An 18,814-nucleotide genomic window follows, 5' to 3' on the forward strand; every position below is an offset into this window, starting at 1 on the left:
CCACCGCGATCCTGCAGCGCGCCGGCATGACCTGGGAGGAGGCGCTGAGCCTCACGCCGGGCCGCCAGACGATTGCCGTCATCCCGCCGGACACGACTGCCACCGACAGAGCAATCGCTCTCCTCAAGGCCGCATTGGCGCAGAGCGAGCGGCGCCGTCAGGACCTCAAGGCAGCTCTTGAATCTAAGCGCTCGGTGTTCTGGATGGGCAAGGACGGAGGGCCATGGGTGGGGTATGTTGATCCCAGCCTTTTTCTACCGCTTCTCGGCTTTCGCAGAAGCAGCAATCCCGCGCCTTATTGCCCTTAGCAGGGGGCCGGATAACTCTCGGCTTGTCCCAGATTTCTTCGAACAGTACGAAACAGCATAGCCGCTCTCGGCCAACCTGCCCTTCATCTGTTTCCTAATCTCGACTTTGGCCATCAAATATCTAGCGTGACCAGTTCAATCTTTTCTGACAGAAACAAGTTCCCGCGCCGCTTCATTGACCCGGCTTTGCCATCCTGGGCCAGAGGCCCGGAGTGCAGCCAAGACCTCGTCGTCTAGCCTGATAGAAATGAGCGTCTTCTTCCGCTCCCGGCCTCGCTTTTTGCCCGACTTGAGAGCCGCATAAACCTCCGGCATCGCCTCGCTCATCGGCTTCGCTGTCGCAAGCTCTTCGTCCGTCAATTCGGGGCTATCGACGGCGTCCCAATCGTCTTTCGTGTAGCCGTGGGCTGCTGCTTTTGCCGGATCAAAGTCCCTCTGCATAGGTCTTCCTCTCCTTGTCCGAAGCCGGTCGCATGCTGATGAAGGAAAAGGCTTCAGTGCCGAGCGTGGCGAAAATTACGGTTATGACGTGGCCAAACTCACCGATCGCTGCGAACCGGCTTTCCTTCGCCAGGACGATGACGGCATCTTCGAAAAACTCAGGGTCAAGATCGACAAAGTCCATCCCGTGCTTCGCTATGTTGGATTGCCGCTTTGGTTCGTCCCAAACGATCTTCATAAACTCGTAGATACGAGAGTCACGTCAGCTACGCAATGCGGCGGTTGTGACGCCTTCGTTAAAAGGCTGAAACGCACACGCAAGCAACCAGCCCCGGAGGGCTGCGCTTGGCAAATTGTCAGGTGCATGGGGCCGTATCGCAAGGACGAGGACGCTGAGTTCCTGGAGCCGATCCGTGCATCGTCGATGCTCGGCCGACTTACGGCTACAGGCGTGTGATTGCGCTGCTGAACCGTCGCCTGCGCTCCGAGGGGCCCCGACAGTCAATGCCAAGCGCGTGTTACGGATCATGCAGCATCACGGCCTGACGCTCGAGCGCCATACCGCCCGTCGGTCCGGCCGAACGCATGACGGCGTGGTCATCGCGCTCCGCTCGAACGTACGCTAGTGCTCCGACCATCTGGAGATCCATGCCCGAAACCGCGAGGTCGTGCGCATTCTCTTCGTCCTGGATGCTTGCGACCGCGAGATCATCGCCTGGTCGGCCGTGGTGCAGGCCGGCGTCTCCGGCGAGATGGTGCGCAACCTCATGGTCGCCGCGGTCGAACGCCGCTTCGGCACGACCAACGTTCCGCATGCAGTCGAATGGCTGTGGGACAACGGCAGCGCCTACATCGCCAAGGAAACCGCCGACACCGCCCGTGCCCTTGGCCTGACACTCCTCTTCACGCCCGTTCGCAGCCCAGAGTCGAACGGCATGTCGGAAGCCTTCGTCAAAATGCTGAAGCGCGACTATGCCAGCATCACCGTCCTGCCCGACGGAGCCACCATTCTCGCCTTGCTCCCCCACTGGATCGAGGACTATTGCGAGGTCCACCCGCACTCAGGCCTGAAGTTCCGCTCGCCCCGCGAATTCATCAGGCTAAGTGTTTAAATCTAACCGCCGCCTGGCCGGTGAAATGAGGTCCACTCCAGATTGCAGCGCCGCGGTCTCGTCAATCTTCATGGCCGGACGAGCCGGTGGTAGCTGTGCTTCGTATACGGCTGTTCGCCCCAATGCTTGTAGGCGAGGCCTGCGGCAACGAAGCGTGCGGGTGCGGCCGGTTTGGTCAGGTTATTATAAAAGTGATGCGGCTCGAACAGCATCTTCAGCCGCGCTGGCTACCCCATGCACCACCCGCAGCCTCGACGTCCATCACTGCGTGGATCTCGTCCTCGCCTACCTTGATGCGACACCCGATGCGTCGGGGATCGATGTCGCAAAGAGAGTGGCCGGCGAACTTGATGCTGCGGAAGTCAGTTATGGCAAAACCCATTGGCGCATGTAAAAGACCGCCTGCTGTGTGCGAGCCTTGTGGTGGAATTCCGATGTGTTGTGCGTTTACCGAGTAGGGAAACTAATTGTCCCGGGGGCTTGAACCTTCGTCGCACTTTCATGCTTTATGAACGAAAAACAGGTGACAGCGTGAAATCAACAAAGCTCGTAGATGACGGTGAATGGGAGCCGATAAGTTGGTTGCGCTATGTCATCGAGATGCAGACGGTACCTATGTCGAGGCAGAATCGTTTTTTCCGACGAAGACACCATGGTAGTTGGGTATATTGCGAGACCAAGGGTCCCTTCCCGCTACCTGTACTAAACACTGATCGAAGGATCGTTCCCGACTACCATTATTCTGGTGCCGAGCGCCGGTCGCGCGAAACCTGAGTTCGATCGGCTAGAGTAAAAGAATGGCTGCCAGGGCAATCCAAAATGCCGCCGAAACCATCGAGCCAATGATCAAGCCGCGGGCTGGCCCAAACTGCGTGCGCGATGCGGTCGCCGTCCTAGGCTGCTGCTTAGCATGGGCAAACGTCCTACTCATGACCGTTCCTCCTCGCGGGATAATTTTCCCGTTCAGAGCATGTAATCACTAAACCCTTCGTAAGCCAACTCATGGTCATAAATTAGTCAAGTTTGCCACCAGCTCGCTAAAACCGTAGCCATATTACCGATGGCGACGACCGCGTGCACTTGTGGGACGTCAGTTCGCTAACCAGTTTTTAAGCTATGAGTTGGAACTGCTCACTGCTCTGCTAGATTGTGAAGGTCCAAAGGCGTTGCCGGAGGAGAGGAGCAGTCCCTTAAGTTTCGCCGCTGCGGGGACTGCTCTTCAATGGCTCGTCGGCTTGAGGTAACTCCCACTCTCTCTTTTGCAAGCTTCGGACGTGTTGATAGAGTGAGCGAGAGAAGCGCTTATTTCGAGGTTGGAGCCTTTCGAAATTTGTCGCTGGCAAGCTGGGCAAGATGCGCCTTTTACGAAATCGCGATTGCCAGCAGAGCCCAGAAGATCGCTCCCAACATTCCGCCAGCCACAATGCCACGTGCAGGTCCGGTTTGCCGCCTGCGCGCAATGCGCTGTTCGATCAAACGAAACTGCTTTCGGTTACGTGCGCGCGTTTGAATCATTTCCGTCTCCCCTAAGGTTGAAATATTCTGAGCATCGAAGCAGTCAGTAGTTTGGCAGAGAACGTAGCCAATCAACAGATGGAAGGTTTCAAGGCAGGCGGGGTTGGTCATGCTCCAAAGAGAGCGAAGCTCCCGCGCACATAGAGGTGGCTCGGCAGATCTGCACAGCGGGCTGAGTGGATTGTCTGCCTGAAGGCAGCCAGGATGGCTACGATCAGGAGCGACGATGACCAAGAGACTCAGGCGGAATCACAGCGCTGCCTTCAAGGCGACGGTGGCGTCGGCGGCGGGGCGCGGCGAGAAGACGCTGGCGGAATTAGCGAAGCAGTTCGACATGCATCCAATCAGATCACGCAGCGGCGCTCGCAGCTTCTGGACAGTGCTGCCGGCGATTTTGGAACGGAGCCGAGCGCCGCTTCCGCAGCGCCGCTGATTGACGTGAAGACCCTCCACGCCACAATCGGGGAGCTGACATTGGCCAACGATTTTTTGGAAGGCGCGCTCGACAAGGCCGGACTGTTGCCGAGTGCCAGACGATGATCGACCACTCGCATGATCTGCCCGTCGTCCGGCAGGCCCGAGAGCTAGGCATCAGCCGGGGCGGCATCTACTACCTGCCGCGCCCGGTCCGGGCCGCCGATCTCGCGCTGATGCGGCGGATCGACGAACTGTATCTGGACTATCCCTTCGCCGGCAGTCGCATGTTGCGCGACCTCCTGGCTGGCGAAGGCATCAGCGTTGGCCGCCTGCACGTCGCGGCGCTGATGAACCGCATGGCGATCGAGGCGATCTACCGCAGGCCGAGCACCTCGAAGCCGGCGCCGGGCCACAAGATCTATCCCTACCTGCTCCGCAAGCTGCCGGTGACGCGGCCGAACCAGGTCTGGGCGATGGATATTACCTACGTGCCGATGACCCGGGGCTTCGTCTATCTGGCAGCCGTCGTCGATTGGTTCAACCGGCGGGTGCTGAACTGGCGAATCTCGATCACGATGCAGGCGGACTTCTGCATTTAGGCCGTCAAGGAGGCCTTGGCCCGCTTCGGGCGCCGGACATTTTAAACACGGATCAGGGTTCGCAGTTCACCAGCATCGACTTCACGAAAGTCCTGCAGGTCAAGGAGGTCAAGATCAGCACGGACGGCAAGGGCGCCTGGCGCGACAACGTCTTCGTGGAGCGGCTCTGGAAATCGGTCAAATACGAGGAGGCCTACCTTCGGGCCTATGAGATAGTCAGCCATGCCGGACGTCGATCGGCCGATACCTCCACTTCTACAACGGCAGACACCTGCACTCGAGCGTGGGCCGGTCGACGCCCGACCATGCCTACTTCAACCACCCGCTTCTCGCAGCGGCATAAACCCGGCAGACGACCCACTCCGGCGAGCCTGTCCGGACGAACCGAGCCATCTCTGTTAGCGCTTGCTAATATGTCGTCACAATGATGAATTTAATTTCACGCAGATGAACCTGGAGCGGGCCATGGCCATGCACTCTTCAATCGCTTCTCAGGATGCCGAATGGCAAACGCGAATCGAGCTGGCCGCCTGCTATCGGCTGGCCGCTCACTACAAGATGACCGACCTGATCTACACCCACATCACCGCGCGGGTGCCGGGCGAGGACGGCCGCTTCCTGATCAATCCCTATGGCTACCGGTGGGAGGAGATGACCGCGTCCTCGCTGGTGAAGATCGACATCGACGGCCACAAGGTCGACGGCTCGACGGCAAGGGTGAACCCGGCCGGCTTCACCATCCACAGCGCGATCCATGGCGCCCGGCACGACGCCACCTTCGTCATGCACACCCACACCCGCGCCGGCGTCGCCGTCTCCTCGATCGCGGACGGCCTGCTGCCGTTGAACCAGATCGCGCTGCAGTTCTACGGCCGCATCGGCTACCACGACTACGAGGGCATCGCGCTCGACCATTCCGAGCGCGACCGCATCGTCGCCGACCTCGGCGAGTTCCCGGCGCTGGTCCTCAGAAACCACGGCCTCATCGCCGTCGGTCGCACGGCAGCCGAGATGTTCAACGCGATGTTCTATCTCAATGCCGCCTGCGAGATCCAGGTCGCGACGCTGTCGATGGGGCGGCCGCTGGTCGTGGTGCCGGACGCCGTCGGGCGCCGCGTCACCGAACAGTTCGACCAGATGGCCTTCGATGACGGCGACCTGCTGCTCGAATGGGCCGCGCATCTTCGCACCATCGACTCGATCGACCCGTCGTACAAGAACTGAACGAGCGAGAACCGAACAAGACGAACAGACATCAGACGAGCGGAAAAACAAATACAGGCTGCATATCCGGGCTGGAGACCCTCATGACCGTTACCGACATGAAGCCGCAGTTTGCCCCTTCCGCCCTGACCTGGACGCTGCCCGCACGGGCCTATTCCAGCGAGGACAGCTTCGCCGACGAACGGGCGAAAATCTTCACCCGCAACTGGATGCTGTTCTCCTGGTCCGAGAAGGTGCCCAACCCCGGCGACTACGTCCGCGGGACAGTCGCGGGCTATTCGGTCTTCGCGATGCGCGGGGATGACGGCGTGCTGCGCGCCTTCCACAATGTCTGCCGTCACCGCGGCGCGGAGATCGTCTCAGCCGATAGCGGACATTGCGGCAAGCTCGTCGTCTGCCCCTACCACTCCTGGAGCTTCGACCGCGCGGGCCTTCTGAAGCGCGCCCGCGACTTTGGCGGCGACCACAGTTTCGACCCCGCCGAATGGGGGCTCTACCCCGTCGACTGCGAGGAATGGCGCGGGCTGGTCTTCCTGCGCATCGCGCGCGGCGGCGAGAGCCTGCGGGAGTGGCTCGGCCCGATCGACGCAATGGCGGCCGACTATCCGCTGGAGCAGCAGCACTACTTCATGTCGAAGGACAGCGACGTCGATGTCGACTGGAAGACCTACGGCAACAATTACCTTGAGTGCTACCACTGCCAGACCATGCATCCGGGCCTCTGCGCCTCGATGGACATCGAGCAGTACAAGGTCGACGTCCACTATGACGACCGGTTCTTCCACCTGCACGCCCCGGCGCGCGACGGCGGGCTGACCCGCGGCCTCTACTTCTACCGGTTCCCCGTGATGATGCTGAACCTCTACGACTGGGGCTCGTCGATCGCCACCGTCGAGCCGCTGGGCCCCGGCCGCATCCGCCACATCAACTGGTACTTCTTCACCGACGTCAGCCCTGAGAAAGCCGAGGCCAACCGGCAGTCGGCGGAATGGTCGGCGCAGATCGTCTCGGAGGACATCGACATCATCCTCGGCGTCCAGCGCAACCTCAACGCCGGCGTCTACACCCGCGGACCGGTCTCGCCGAAATACGAGCATGGCGTGCTTGGCTTTCAGAACATGGTGCGCGATGCGCTCGCCGATCCGGCGCCGGAAGCCCAGCGGGTGGCGGCAGAGTAATGGCGGCCGACCACCGTCAGTAGCTCGGCGGGGTAATCGCCCAGACCAGCTTCAACTCGGTGCTGCCGGGATTGCGGTAGCGGTGCGGGCGGGTGCTGGCGAAGGCAAAGCTGTCGCCGGTGGCGAGGTGGTAGCGGGTGTCCTCGACCCAAAGCTGCATCTCGCCCGACAGCACCAGCCCGGCCTCCTCGCCGGCATGGCTATAGGCTTCGGGCCCCGCACCGGCGCCCGGCTGGAGCGTGCGGAACAAGAGTTCCAGCGCGCCGTCGAGGTTCGGTACCAGCAGTTCGTCGGTGATGCCGAGGCGCGTCATTTCCATCTTGCGCCGGCGAGAGGCCCGCACTACCACGCCGGCCTGGCCCTCGTCCTCCGGCGCCCCCGCCTCTGCGCGGAAGAACCAGCCGATGGTGACACCGAGCGTCCCCGCGATCTGCTGCAACTGCCGGATCGTCGGCGTCGAGAGGCCCCGCTCGACCTGCGAGAGGTGGCCGACGGACATCCCGCTGCGCGCCGAAACGGCCGACAGCGTCAGCCCCAGCGCCTTGCGCCGCTCACGGATCAACGGGCCGAGCACGTCCACCGGGTCGGCCGACGCCGCGGCGCTCTCGTTAGCACGCGCGGATATCGCTGGCGCGGGCGTCGGCCGGGACAGATCGCTGTTGTCATCGTTCACGGCAGGTCCTCGCATCGGCGTCGCGGCCCGGCAACGGAGACCATCTACGCTGAATTTCACGCGAGTGAATACACCGTGCCCGAGAGGGCCGACAAGTCGCAGTAGCTGGCGCAGCGCAACCGGGCCAAAGTCCGCCGAAGCACTCGAAAGGTCGGAAATCGACGGGGCCAGGGCGGCGTAAGGCTAGGCCCTGCGGCCGGGAAGGCCTAACGCTGATTTGTCAGTATCATGAAAAGGGAATGCCATGAGCGAGCGTATCGGAATGCGGACAGGAGAAGCCCTCGTCGCCGGTGGCCCGCCCGGGACGGCGGCCGAGCCGGAAATCGTCATCGGCGAGCTCGACGGTCCGGTCGGCACCGCCATCGCGACGCTGACCGGCGACCAGGTTGCCGGCCACACCCGCGTCTTCGCGCTCCTCAACACCGACATCATGGTCCGCCCCGTCACGCTCTGCGTCTCGAAGGTCACCGTCACCAGCTTGAAATATACCAACATCTTGATGGGCACTGTGCAGTTCGCCATCGCCAACGGCGTGCTCGACGCGGTGCGTGCGGGCTTCATCCCGAAGGAGAAGGCGAACGAGCTCGGCATCATCTGCTCGGTCTGGCTGGCGCCGAGCGTCGTCGACGACGATGCCCTCGACCACAAGATCCTGTTCGACCTGCACCGCCGCGGCACCACCGAGGCGATCCGCAAGGCGATGGCGAACGAGCCCTCGATCGACTGGCTGCTGGAGAACCAGGACAAGATCATGCACCGCTACCACCAGATGGGCCTCGACGGTAAGATCTAAGCTCGGCCGGCCGCCGGGCTTTAAGCGGCGGCCGGTGCGCCACCCCGGCACCGGGGCGGCAGGGAGGCGGAGCGGCCAGATGGCGTTATCGCTGAATGGCGTGATGGCGGCATCGTGACCGCACCATCCGGCGCGGTCGGCGTTGAGGATGGGATGAGAGGGATGTGCCAGGTGATGAAGGCCTTCAGCCACGGCGCCACGGACGGCGTAGATTTCTATGCCGGGCTGCCGCTGATTGGCAGTTTTGCCGCCCTCGCCGATCCCCGCTGCTACCATGCCGTCCCGCCGGGATGGGTCGTCGGCCTCGCCGATATCGTCCAATCGACCGAAGCGATCGCGGAGGGACGCTACAAGGAGGTCAACACTGCGGCTGCAGCCGTCATCGCCGCCGTGTCGAATGCGCTTCCCGCGCGGCAGATCCCCTTCGTCTTCGGCGGCGACGGCGCAAGCTTCGCCCTTGGCCCCGAGGATGCCGAGACCGGCCGCCTGGCGCTGGCACGGACGGCGCGCTGGATCGGCGTCAACTTCGGCATGACGATGCGCGTGGCGATGGTCCCGGTCGAGGATATCCGTGCAGCGGGTAACGACCTGCGGGTCGCCCGTTTTCAGGTATCGCCGGATGTAGCCTATGCGATGTTCGCCGGCGGCGGGCTCGCCTTCGCCGAGGCGCGGATGAAGGCGGGGGATTACGGGGTGACGGCCGCCACCGACGGCGCCGGGCCGAACCTTGACGGCCTTTCCTGCCGCTTCGCCGAGATCCCTTCGCAGCACGGCACGATCCTCTCGGTCATCGCCATGCCGACACTGGCCGGACGCGATGCGTTCCAAGCGGTCATCGGCGATGTGCTCGCGCTGGCTTTTGACGAGGCCGACGAGGGCCGGCCGGTTCCACCCGGTGGCCCGCGCCTCGCCTGGACACTGAAGGGATTTGCGCTGGAGACACGCATGGCCGCTGCCGGCACCGGGCGTAACTTGGCGGTCTCGGCAGTCAGCGTTGCCGCCCGGCAGTTCATCTCGTACCTAATACTCGCCACCCGCCGGCCGATCGGCGGCTTCGACCCCGACCGCTATCGCCAGCAGATGGCCGGCAATTCCGACTTCCGCAAGTTCGACGATGGCCTGCGGATGACGCTCGACTGCACCCCGGCGACGGCTGATCGGATCGAGGCGGTGCTGCGTGCGGCCGAGCGAAGCGGCACCGTAGATGTCGGCCTGCACCGTCAATCTTCATCGATGATGACCTGCTTCGTGCCCTCGCCCAGCAGCAGCGACCATATCCACTTCGTCGACGGCGCGGCCGGCGGCTACGCGATGGCCGCGCAAGCTTTGAAAGAGACAGCCCGGGTGCGCCGCGGCCTGCCGATGACGAGCCCGGCAAGGACGTCCTTCGCTATATCCGGAGAGATATAGCGCTTCCCTCGCGCCGGATTTCGCTCTATCGAAAGAGTCCGCGCTCCAGCTTCAAAGGGGAACCATGCCGAACCGCCGCGACTTTCTCTGCCGCCTTGCCGCCCTTGCACTCACGGCTGGCCTGGCGCTTTACGGCCACCGGCCCGTTCTCGCCGAGGAAGCCGGCCCGGTGGTGTTTGCGGCGGCAAGTCTCAAGAATGCGCTCGACGCGGTCAATGCCGCCTGGACAGAAGAGACCGGCAAATCCGCCGTCATCTCCTATGCCGCGAGCTCGGCACTCGCCAAGCAGATCGAGGCGGGCGCGCCGGCCGACGTGTTTCTCTCGGCCGATCTCGACTGGATGGACCACCTTGCGGAGAAGGGTCTGATCAAGACCGGGACCCTCCAGGAACTCCTCGGCAATGCCATCGTGCTCATCGCGCCGAAAGGTAGCGCCGCCCGGACCGAGATCGTCCAGGGCTTTCCGCTGAAGGACCTCCTCTCCGGCGGCAAGCTGGCGATGGCCGCCGTCGCGTCGGTCCCGGCCGGCCGATACGGCAAGGCCTCGCTGGAAAGCCTCGGCGTCTGGGACAGCGTCAAGGCCGACGTCGCGGAGGCGGAGAACGTTCGCGCCGCGCTGCTGCTGGTCTCGCGCGGCGAGGCGCCGCTCGGCATAGTCTACGCCACGGACGCCGCAGCCGACGCCGGCGTCGAGGTTGTCGGCACCTTCCCGGCGGCCTCGCATCCGCCGATAGTCTACCCCGTCGCCGAAACTACCGAAAGCCGTCATCCCAATGCCCCCGCCTTCGCAGCTTACCTCAGCAGCCCGCGCGCGAAAACGCTGTTCAAACTTGAGGGCTTTACCGTCCTCGCCAAGTAGGCCCAATACGCGCAGGCGTCCGCCCGGGCGCCGGTCGCAGATAGGCGGGGACCGCTCCCCGGCCTCAGCCGGAAACGCGCATGGATTGGCTCGCCCTCAGCCCGGAAGAGTGGACGGCAGTGCGCCTCAGCCTGCGTGTCGCGGTGGTCGCGACGCTCGCCAGCCTGCCTTTTGGCCTCGCCGTCGCTTACCTCCTTGCCCGCGGCAGGTTCTGGGGCAAGGCGCTGTTGAATGGGCTCGTCCACTTGCCGCTGGTGCTACCGCCGGTGGTAACGGGCTATCTACTGCTACTGAGTTTCGGGCGCCGCGGGATTTTCGGTGCAGCGCTGGCGGAGGTGGGCATCGTCTTCTCCTTCCGCTGGACCGGTGCGGTGCTTGCCTGCGCGGTAATGAGCTTTCCGCTGCTGGTGCGGGCGATTCGGCTGTCGATCGAGGCGGTGGATCGCCGGCTGGAGGATGCCGCCGGCACGTTGGGTGCGAGCCCCCCCTTCGTCTTCGCCACCGTCACCTTGCCCTTGATCTTGCCTGGCATTCTCGCGGGCATGATCCTGTGCTTTGCCAAGGCGATGGGCGAGTTCGGCGCCACCATCACTTTCGTCTCGGCCATTCCCGGCGAGACCGAGACCTTGCCCGCGGCGATATACGCGTTCACGCAGGTGCCCGGCGGCGATGCCGGCGCCCTTCGGCTCACGCTTGTTTCCGTCGCCCTGTCGATGACGGCCCTGATGCTTTCGGAGCTTCTGGCCCAGCGCGTCGGCCGGCGGGGTGAGCCGTGATGGCGATCTCGCTCGAACTTCGCCACCGGCTCGGTGCATTCACCCTCGACGCCCGCTTCTCTAGCCCCAGCCGGCTCACCGCCTTGTTCGGTCAGTCCGGATCAGGCAAGACCTCGCTGGTCGACCTCGTCGGCGGGCTAACGCGGCCAGACTCCGGCCTGATCACGGTCAACGACCGCGTGCTGGTCGATACCGAGAAGCGGATCTTCGTGTCTCCGCATAAGCGGCGGGTCGGCTACGTTTTCCAGGATGCGCGCCTGTTTCCGCATCTCAGCGTTCGGCGCAATCTCGTCTATGGGCGCTGGTTCACGCCGGCCGGCGAACGTTACCAGTCCTTCGACGATGTCGTCGACCTGTTGGGGCTGGCCGGCCTCCTTCACCGCCCGCCATCGAACCTTTCGGGCGGCGAGCGCCAGCGCGTAGCGATCGGCCGGGCGCTTCTGGCGAGCCCGCGGCTGCTGCTGATGGACGAGCCGCTGGCGGCGCTAGACGAGGCGCGCAAGGCGGAAATCCTGCCCTATATCGAACGGCTGCGCGACGGGCTGGCGATCCCGATCCTCTATGTCACCCATTCGATTTCCGAAGTGCTGCGGCTTGCCGCGCATCTGGTGGTGCTGAAGGAGGGACGCGTCGTCGAACAGGGCAATTCCGCCGAGATCGCCCGTCGCCTTGACCTCGCCCCGGTGGTCGCCGATCTCGAGCCGGGCAGCGTTGTCGAGACGACGGTGGCGGGCCATGATGATACTTATGGACTGACGGCGCTGACGCTCGGAACGGGAACGCTGCAGGTTCCGCGAATGGCTGCGGCAGCGGGCACGCATGTCCGCCTGCGTATCCGCGCCCGCGATGTGATGATCGCCTTGGCGCGCCCGACCGGGCTCAGCGCCCTCAACGTCCTTAGCGTTGCCGTGGTCGCCATCTACAACGATGGCCAGACGCATGCCGACATTCAACTCGACTGCGCTGGCAGCACGCTCGCCGCCCGCATCACGCGCCGCTCCGTCGCCGAACTCGGCCTGCGCCCGCGCATGCAAGTGTTCGCGCTGGTAAAATCGGTGTCGTTTGAGCGTGGTGGCGGGTCGACACGCGGCACCAAATAGCGGAGGCCGCGGCGTAGGTCGGCTGTTCAAAATGTGGCTTGCGCCTTCTTCGGTGGAAAGCGAGGTTAAGCTCGGCTGCAAACAACCATTAAACACCTACGGACCTTTTTATCCCGCTGTTTAGATAGGTTTTTTCGTCTTTCTTATGGTGTTCCCCCTAATCTGGCGCAAACCAGGGGATTAGCCGCATGCCATACACCGTCAACGCTTCGGGTCAGTTCATCTACACCAGTGCCACGGCCGTCAAAGCGTTCTACGCAACGGCAACCACGGCCACCCTCATGGGCACCAGCGCGGCGGAAGCTCTCTGGGGGAAGGCCGGCGTGTCGATGACGCTGTCCGGGGGCTTCGGCGACGACACGTATTATGTCTACTCCAATTCGAACAAGGTCTCCGAGCAGGCAGGCGGCGGGGTCGACTCCGTCACGACCTGGATGAACTACGTCCTCCCCGACAATGTCGAAAACCTCTCTGTCATCGGCAGCGATCTCTATGCCTTCGGCAATACGCTGGACAACATCGTCAAGGGTGGCGCCGGTCGCCAGACCATCGACGGGAAGGGTGGCAACGACATCCTGACCGGCGGAGCAGACAGCGATATCTTCGTGGTCTCGAAGGGCAAAGGCAGTGATCTCATCACCGACTTTGCGGCCGGGTCCGGCGGGGATGTCATCCGCCTCACCAATTATGGGGTGACGAGCTTCTCCTCACTGCAGACCAAGATGAAGCAGGTGGCGGGCAATGTCGTCGTCGATCTCGGCGGAAATGAGAAGCTTGTCCTGAACAACGTCTCTTCCGACAAGCTGACGGCAGCGAACTTCCAGCTGTCTCTCGACACCAGCGGTATGAAGCAGGTCTTCTCCGACAACTTCAATTCCCTGTCCTTGTTCAACGGAACGTCGGGCACCTGGAAGACCACCTACTACTGGGGGGATCGGACGCTTGCCGGCAATGGCGAGAAGCAAATCTACACGGACCCGACTTACAAGAACCTCGGCCTCAGCCCCTTCACGACGGGCGACGGGACGCTGACGATCACCGCGGACAGGCTGACGGCCGCCGAGAAGACGGCGCTGGGCGGTTTCGACTTTACGTCGGGCCTGATCACGTCCGAGCGCTCGTTCTCCATGCAGTACGGCTACTTCGAAATGCGCGCCGACCTGCCGGAGGGCAGCGGTCTCTGGCCCGCCTTCTGGATGCTGCCCATCGACGGCGACTGGCCGCCGGAGCTGGATGTCATGGAAGCGCTCGGCGGCGATCCGAATGTCGTGCACGCCACCGTCCATACCAGCCAGACCGGCAGCCATACGTCGTCGCACGCCGCCGTCGCCATGGGCGATCTCAGCACGGGCTACCACACCTACGGCGTCGACTGGCAAGCCGACACCATCAACTGGTACGTCGATGGCGTCGAGGTCTACAGTGCGGCGACGCCGTCCGACATGCACAAGCCCATGTACATGCTGGCCAATCTGGCGGTCGGCGGCTGGGCCGGCACGGCCTCCGCCAGCCTCACCTCCGCCGAGATGAAGATCGACTATATCAAGGCCTACCAGACCGCCTCCGATCATGTCGCGGTCGGGGTTCCGAAAAGCTGGGCGCCGATCAACGCGGCAACCGCCTTCTCGTCGATCGATGCGAGTGGCACGAAGATCGCCTACGACTGGTCGACCACGATGAAGCCAACGGACGTCAAGCTGACGCTGTCCGGCGACTGGGCGCGATACGCCACCGGAAACGATCTCAACAACTACATCGCAGGATCGAACGCCCAGTATAACGAACTCGACGGCGGCAAGGGCAACGACGTCCTCAAGGGCAATGGGGGCACCGACGTCTTCATCGTCCGCGACGGCGGCGGCAACGACCGCATCCTCGATTTCAGCAATACCGCGGGGAATACCGACAAGATCCAGCTTATGGGCTTCCACTTCACCCATTTCTCCGACGTCCTGCCCTTCCTGACGCAGGTCGGAAGCGGAGTCATGCTCCGCCTCGATGCCGACCAGGCGGTGATGTTCGACAACACGACGACCGCGCAGCTCTCACCCGAACAGTTCATCTTCCTGGACACGGTTGCCGCCCCCTCCGGCGCACTGCCGGTATCGGCAGTGGTGAGCCCCGTCACGACCTCCCCGGCGCCAGCGGCGGAAGTGATCGTTCCCATTGCAGCCCCAGTCGTGCCACCTGTCGTCGCCCCGGTCCAGACGCCTGCCGTGCGGGACGTCCATGCGACGGACGCCACGAAGATGGACGTCGCCCTCGGCTCGACCGGCGTCGACCGCATCATTTTCTCCGGCACCAAGGCGATCGTCCTGCCCTCGAACGTCGAGGACATCATGGTGAGTTCTTCCTCGGCGAAGATCACCGGCAATGCGCTGGCGAACCACATCACGCTGGGCGGCGGCTACAACGAGGTCGACGGCCGCGCCGGCAACGACGTGATCATCGGCGGCAACAACGGCAACAATCTTCGTGGTGGCGACGGCGACGACATCATTCGAGGCGGCAGTTCGGCTGACCTTCTGAACGGAGGGGCCGGTAACGATACCTTCGTCTTCGCCAAGGGTGACCTTGCCAAGAAGGACGGCCGCGTCGACCAGATCGGCGACTTCACCGGTGCCGGTGAAACAGGCGGCGACATGCTGCGGTTCGACGGCTTCGGCGCAGGCTCCACCCTGAAGTTCGCCGGTTACCACCAGCTCTACTCCGGCGGGAAGATGACTGGCGTCGACCAGACCTGGCAGTATTACGACGTGATGGACTCCGGGACATACGCCGGCACCATCTACGTGCATGGTTCGGCGAACCAGCTCACGCAGCGCGACTACGTCTTCTCCTGAGGACGACAGCTTCGGCCGAGCGAGCCGACCGCAAGGTCCTTGCCGACACGTCGGCTCTGAGCCGAAAGACGAAGCCTACCGCAATCCCGTCAGGGCACCTCTAAGGGCGCCCTGACGGAGCCCTCCTGTGCGGCTCTCTCCCTGCAGATCACCATAAGGGTTGCGACGCTTTGGCTCGCTATCCTGCGCTGACGTTCGCTCGCTGAATAGTTCACTGAAACTCAAGACTTAGAACTTAGTACTCACTGCAGCTTTATGCCAAAACTGCAGCGAGAGCATCAGCATGCCGGACACCCGCGCTTCCCGGACCAACGACCTCGCCCGCGCCATCAAGGTGTTCCGTCCGGCTTTGGTGCCAACGATCATCTTCAGCGTCATCATCAACCTGCTGGCCTTCGTCTCCCCGCTCTACATGCTGCAGGTCTACGACCGGGTGCTGTCCTCCCGGAGTATTCCCTCGCTGTTGACCATCACGGCCATCGCCGTCTTCCTGCTGCTGCTCCTCGGCGTATTCGAATTTGTCCGGGCGCGGGTGCTGGCACGGACCGGTGTCCAGTTCGACGAGGTCATCTCGCAGCCGCTGTTCAGGATCGTTGCCACCGGCGGGCAGCAGTTGCCGCTTGGGGCCCGGATCCAGATCCTGCGCGACGCCGACCAGGTCCGCGACTTCGTCACCGGCAGTGGCCTTGTGATGCTAATGGACGCGCCCTGGGCGCCGCTGTTCATCCTCCTCTGCTGGGTGCTGCATCCGCTCTTGGGCCTCACCACCCTCATTGGTGCGGTGTGCGTCTTCGGTTTTGCCGTCCTCAACGACCGGCTCACCCGCAGGGGCCAGAACCGCGCCTCGAACCAGGCCTCGAACGCCCATCAGTTCGCGGTCTCCGCACTCGAGAGCCCCGAGACCATCCGCAGCCTCGGCATGATACCGGCCATGATGGGGCGCTGGCGCGACGTCCGCGAGGACAGCCTCCTTCGCCAGGTCGGCATCGGCGACGTCGCCTCGGCGGTCGTGTCGACCTCCAAGGTCTTCCGGCTGGTCCTGCAGACCGCCATCATGGGGGTCGGCGCCTGGCTGGTCATCGAGGGAAAGATTTCCGGCGGTTCAATCTTTGCCGCCTCGATGCTGATGGGGCGCGCGCTCGGCCCGGTGGAGCAGGTCGTCGCCAACTGGAAGCCGCTTCTGGAAGCCCGCGCGGCCTATGACCGCCTGAACGATCTCTTCGCCGAGAACGAAGCCCCCAGCATTTCGATGGGCTTGCCCTCCCCGCGTGGGCACGTGACCGTGGAGAACATCTCGGTCGTCAACCGGGAGAGCGGGCAGACACTGCTGCGGAACGTCTCCTTCGGCGCCGAGCCCGGCACCGTCCTTGCGGTCGCGGGCCATTCCGGCGCGGGCAAGTCGACGCTCCTGCGCGCCCTTGTCGGGGCCGTGCTGCCGGATGACGGCCATGTGCGGATGGACGGCTTCTCGCTGCGGCACTGGGATCCGGACCGCCTGGGCGCCCATGTCGGCTACCTCCCGCAGGAAATCACGCTCTATGCCGGCACTGTTGCCGAAAACATCGCCCGGATGGGTCATCCGGACAGTGGAAAGGTTCTGGCGGCAGCCGAGGATGCGGGCCTGCACCAGCTGATCCAGCGGCTGCCGACCGGCTATGACACGCGGATCGGACCGGGCGGGCTGCCGCTGTCGGGCGGCTTCCGGCAGCGCATTGCGCTGGCGCGGGCGCTTTACGGCGATCCTTGCCTGCTGATCCTCGACGAGCCGACGGCGCATCTTGACACCGAGGGCGAGCAGTCGGTCATCAAGGTCATGCAGGCCTGCCGCGCCCGCGGCGCGACCGTCGTGTTCTCCAGCCACACCAACCGGCTGATCGCCGTGGCGGACCGCGCCTTGCTGCTGCGCGATGGCCAGATCCAGTCTCTCGGCAATGTCGAGATCCACAAGGGCAACACGGCCGTGCGCCCGCCAATGGCCGTGCCCACCTCCAATCCGCAGGACATGCTTCATGCTGCCGTTCGTGCCGTTGCGCTCTAACACGCCGTCCACCGGCATCCACTCCCTCAACCGGAGTGCGCGCGGCCTGACGCTGCTGGGCTATGCCACGCTCATTTTCGGCTTCGGCACGTTCGCCTCCTGGGCAGCGTTTGCCGAGATCTCCAGCGCCGTGATCGCCCGGGGAACCGTCGGGGTGGAGTCCACACGCAAGCCCATCGAGCATCAGACCGGCGGGACCGTGGCGACGCTCCAGGTTTCCGATGGCGACACGGTGTCGAAGGGCCAGCTGCTGCTGAGCCTCGACGCGTCCGTCGCCAACGCCAATCTGCGCATGCTCACCGCACGCCTCATCAAGAGCTCGATCCGCGTCGAACGATTGAAGGCCGAAGCGGCGCACAATGACGACTTCAGCATGAGCACCGAAGCACTCTTCGAGGCGCTCGAGCAGGACGTGAACCCCGAAGATTCGAAGAACAACGTCTACGCCGTACTTTCCGCCGAGAAAGAAATCTTCCGGACACGCCTCGCCCTTCGCCGCCAGCAAATCAAGCAGCTCGATGTCCAGGAGAAGCAGTATCTGGCGCATCAGGCCATGGCGAAGCAGCGCTATGACGCCCTGAAGGATCAGATCGACCGCACCAGTGCCCAGATCGAAAAGAACCGCGGCTTGGTGACCAAGGGTGCCATGTCGAAAGCCACGCTGATCGACCGGATGGGCGCGCTGACGCAGTTGCAGAACGCCCTCTCGGCGGTCGAGATCGAAACCGCCGATGCCGAGAGCTCGCTCGGCAACATCACCCTGCAACGCCTGAAAATGCGCCAGACCGTCGAGGACGATTCCAGCCGCGACCTCTCGGACGTCATGAACGAGATGGAGTCGCTGCGGCCGCAGCTGCAGGCGGCCCGCGCCGCTCTCGCCCAGCTCGACATCCGCGCGACGCAAAGCGGCGTCGTCCAGGACCTCAAGGTCCATTCGGTCGGCGCGGTGGTCCCTCCCGGCGTTCCCATCATGGAAATCGTGCCGACGACCGACAGCCTGACCATCGCCATTGCACTGCCGGTCAACCTCGCCGACCAGGTGCGCCCCGGCATGGAGGCGACGCTGCGCTTCTCGAACCTTCAGGCCTCGCGGACGCTGCAGATGACCGGCACGATTCTGCGCATTTCCCCGGACGCCGTCCGCGACGAGAACGGACGCCGGACGATCGTCAACGGCGAGGTCAGCCTCGATCTCGCCAGCGCGCCGCCCGAGCTCGTGCGCCGCCTGCGGCCCGGCATCGAGGCCGAGATCATCGTCCCCACCGCCCAACGCTCCGTCGCCTCCTACCTCCTCTCGCCGCTGACCGACGCGATGGCGCATTCAATGCGGGAGAAATGAGGGCGCTATCGCTGCGGCTTGACTGTACACAATAGAGTGAGCTAGCGGGTGGATGGCCTTCCTTGTCGGCCCAGCAACCTGCCTTGAATTAAGACAGACGGCAGTGCACAACGCCGGTCAGATGTTGACTGGCGCTTGCCGTATTTTGGACTTCTAGGGTCCTCGTGGTCTACCCCCTGAAAAGTTCTC

General features: G+C 63.7%; 15 protein-coding genes and 2 pseudogenes. 13 read left to right on the forward strand and 4 right to left on the reverse strand.

What is annotated here, in order from left to right; all coding sequences use genetic code 11:
• Positions 1-308 (forward strand): hypothetical protein (locus tag ACZLZY_RS24370; protein ID WP_472936578.1); only part of this gene is annotated, 308 nt, incomplete at its 5' end.
• 135 nt (positions 309-443) lie between these two features.
• Here ACZLZY_RS24370 and ACZLZY_RS24375 read toward each other — a convergent pair.
• Positions 444-749 carry a BrnA antitoxin family protein gene (locus ACZLZY_RS24375; RefSeq protein WP_472936579.1) on the reverse strand — a complete coding sequence of 102 codons (306 nt, stop codon included), beginning with the start codon at positions 747-749 and terminating at the stop codon, positions 444-446.
• Positions 733-987: a BrnT family toxin gene (locus ACZLZY_RS24380; RefSeq protein WP_472936580.1), complete on the reverse strand. Its 255-nt coding sequence runs from the start codon at positions 985-987 to the stop codon at positions 733-735. Before ACZLZY_RS24380 ends, ACZLZY_RS24375 begins: the two co-directional genes overlap by 17 nt.
• 117 nt (positions 988-1,104) lie before the next feature.
• Between ACZLZY_RS24380 and ACZLZY_RS24385 the strand changes: the two are divergent.
• A pseudogene (locus ACZLZY_RS24385) lies at positions 1,105-1,861 on the forward strand (IS3 family transposase); the annotation flags it as partial.
• Between the two features lie 1,362 nt (positions 1,862-3,223).
• Here ACZLZY_RS24385 and ACZLZY_RS24390 read toward each other — a convergent pair.
• Positions 3,224-3,487 (reverse strand): hypothetical protein, encoded by a 264-nt coding sequence (locus ACZLZY_RS24390; protein ID WP_472936581.1) that lies wholly within the window; start codon positions 3,485-3,487, stop codon positions 3,224-3,226.
• 115 nt (positions 3,488-3,602) lie between these two features.
• On the opposite strand from ACZLZY_RS24390, the pseudogene ACZLZY_RS24395 reads away from it, so the two are divergent.
• From ACZLZY_RS24395 to ACZLZY_RS24405, 3 genes and pseudogenes are all read left to right on the forward strand, one after another.
• Positions 3,603-4,735 (forward strand): annotated as a pseudogene (locus tag ACZLZY_RS24395) (IS3 family transposase).
• 122 nt (positions 4,736-4,857) lie between these two features.
• Positions 4,858-5,616, forward strand: a complete 759-nt coding sequence (locus ACZLZY_RS24400) for a class II aldolase/adducin family protein (RefSeq protein ID WP_472936582.1) — start codon at positions 4,858-4,860, stop codon at positions 5,614-5,616.
• An 83-nt stretch (positions 5,617-5,699) separates the two neighbouring features.
• Positions 5,700-6,794 carry an aromatic ring-hydroxylating oxygenase subunit alpha gene (locus ACZLZY_RS24405; RefSeq protein ID WP_472936583.1) on the forward strand — a complete coding sequence of 365 codons (1,095 nt, stop codon included), beginning with the start codon at positions 5,700-5,702 and terminating at the stop codon, positions 6,792-6,794.
• 16 nt (positions 6,795-6,810) lie between these two features.
• Here the strand turns inward: ACZLZY_RS24405 and ACZLZY_RS24410 are convergent, their stop codons facing one another.
• Positions 6,811-7,467 (reverse strand): cupin domain-containing protein, encoded by a 657-nt coding sequence (locus ACZLZY_RS24410; RefSeq protein ID WP_472936584.1) that lies wholly within the window; start codon positions 7,465-7,467, stop codon positions 6,811-6,813.
• A gap of 244 nt (positions 7,468-7,711) precedes the next feature.
• Here ACZLZY_RS24410 and ACZLZY_RS24415 point away from each other — a divergent pair, with 244 nt between their 5' ends.
• From ACZLZY_RS24415 to ACZLZY_RS24450, 8 genes are all read left to right on the forward strand, one after another.
• Entirely contained in the window at positions 7,712-8,260 is a 549-nt protein-coding gene (locus ACZLZY_RS24415) for a formaldehyde-activating enzyme (RefSeq protein WP_472936585.1), read from the forward strand.
• Between the two features lie 162 nt (positions 8,261-8,422).
• Positions 8,423-9,670, forward strand: coding sequence for a DUF3095 family protein (locus ACZLZY_RS24420; protein ID WP_496253608.1), 1,248 nt, complete (start codon positions 8,423-8,425; stop codon positions 9,668-9,670).
• Between the two features lie 64 nt (positions 9,671-9,734).
• Positions 9,735-10,529, forward strand: coding sequence for a molybdate ABC transporter substrate-binding protein (modA, locus tag ACZLZY_RS24425; protein ID WP_472936587.1), 795 nt, complete (start codon positions 9,735-9,737; stop codon positions 10,527-10,529).
• 80 nt (positions 10,530-10,609) lie between these two features.
• Positions 10,610-11,305 carry a molybdate ABC transporter permease subunit gene (gene modB, locus ACZLZY_RS24430; RefSeq protein ID WP_472936588.1) on the forward strand — a complete coding sequence of 232 codons (696 nt, stop codon included), beginning with the start codon at positions 10,610-10,612 and terminating at the stop codon, positions 11,303-11,305.
• The gene (gene modC / locus ACZLZY_RS24435) at positions 11,305-12,405 is read left to right on the forward strand and encodes a molybdenum ABC transporter ATP-binding protein (protein ID WP_472936589.1); all 1,101 of its coding nucleotides are present in this window, start codon (positions 11,305-11,307) and stop codon (positions 12,403-12,405) included. The genes modB and modC overlap by 1 nt, the downstream gene beginning before the upstream one ends.
• A gap of 188 nt (positions 12,406-12,593) precedes the next feature.
• Positions 12,594-15,248 (forward strand): family 16 glycosylhydrolase, encoded by a 2,655-nt coding sequence (locus ACZLZY_RS24440; RefSeq protein ID WP_472936590.1) that lies wholly within the window; start codon positions 12,594-12,596, stop codon positions 15,246-15,248.
• 283 nt (positions 15,249-15,531) lie between these two features.
• The gene (locus ACZLZY_RS24445; protein WP_472936591.1) at positions 15,532-17,286 is read left to right on the forward strand and encodes a type I secretion system permease/ATPase; all 1,755 of its coding nucleotides are present in this window, start codon (positions 15,532-15,534) and stop codon (positions 17,284-17,286) included.
• The gene (locus tag ACZLZY_RS24450; RefSeq protein WP_472936592.1) at positions 17,258-18,625 is read left to right on the forward strand and encodes an HlyD family type I secretion periplasmic adaptor subunit; all 1,368 of its coding nucleotides are present in this window, start codon (positions 17,258-17,260) and stop codon (positions 18,623-18,625) included. Before ACZLZY_RS24445 ends, ACZLZY_RS24450 begins: the two co-directional genes overlap by 29 nt.
• Positions 18,626-18,814: the final 189 nt, after the last annotated feature.

The organism is Mesocryomonas lacus, assembly GCF_055730135.2.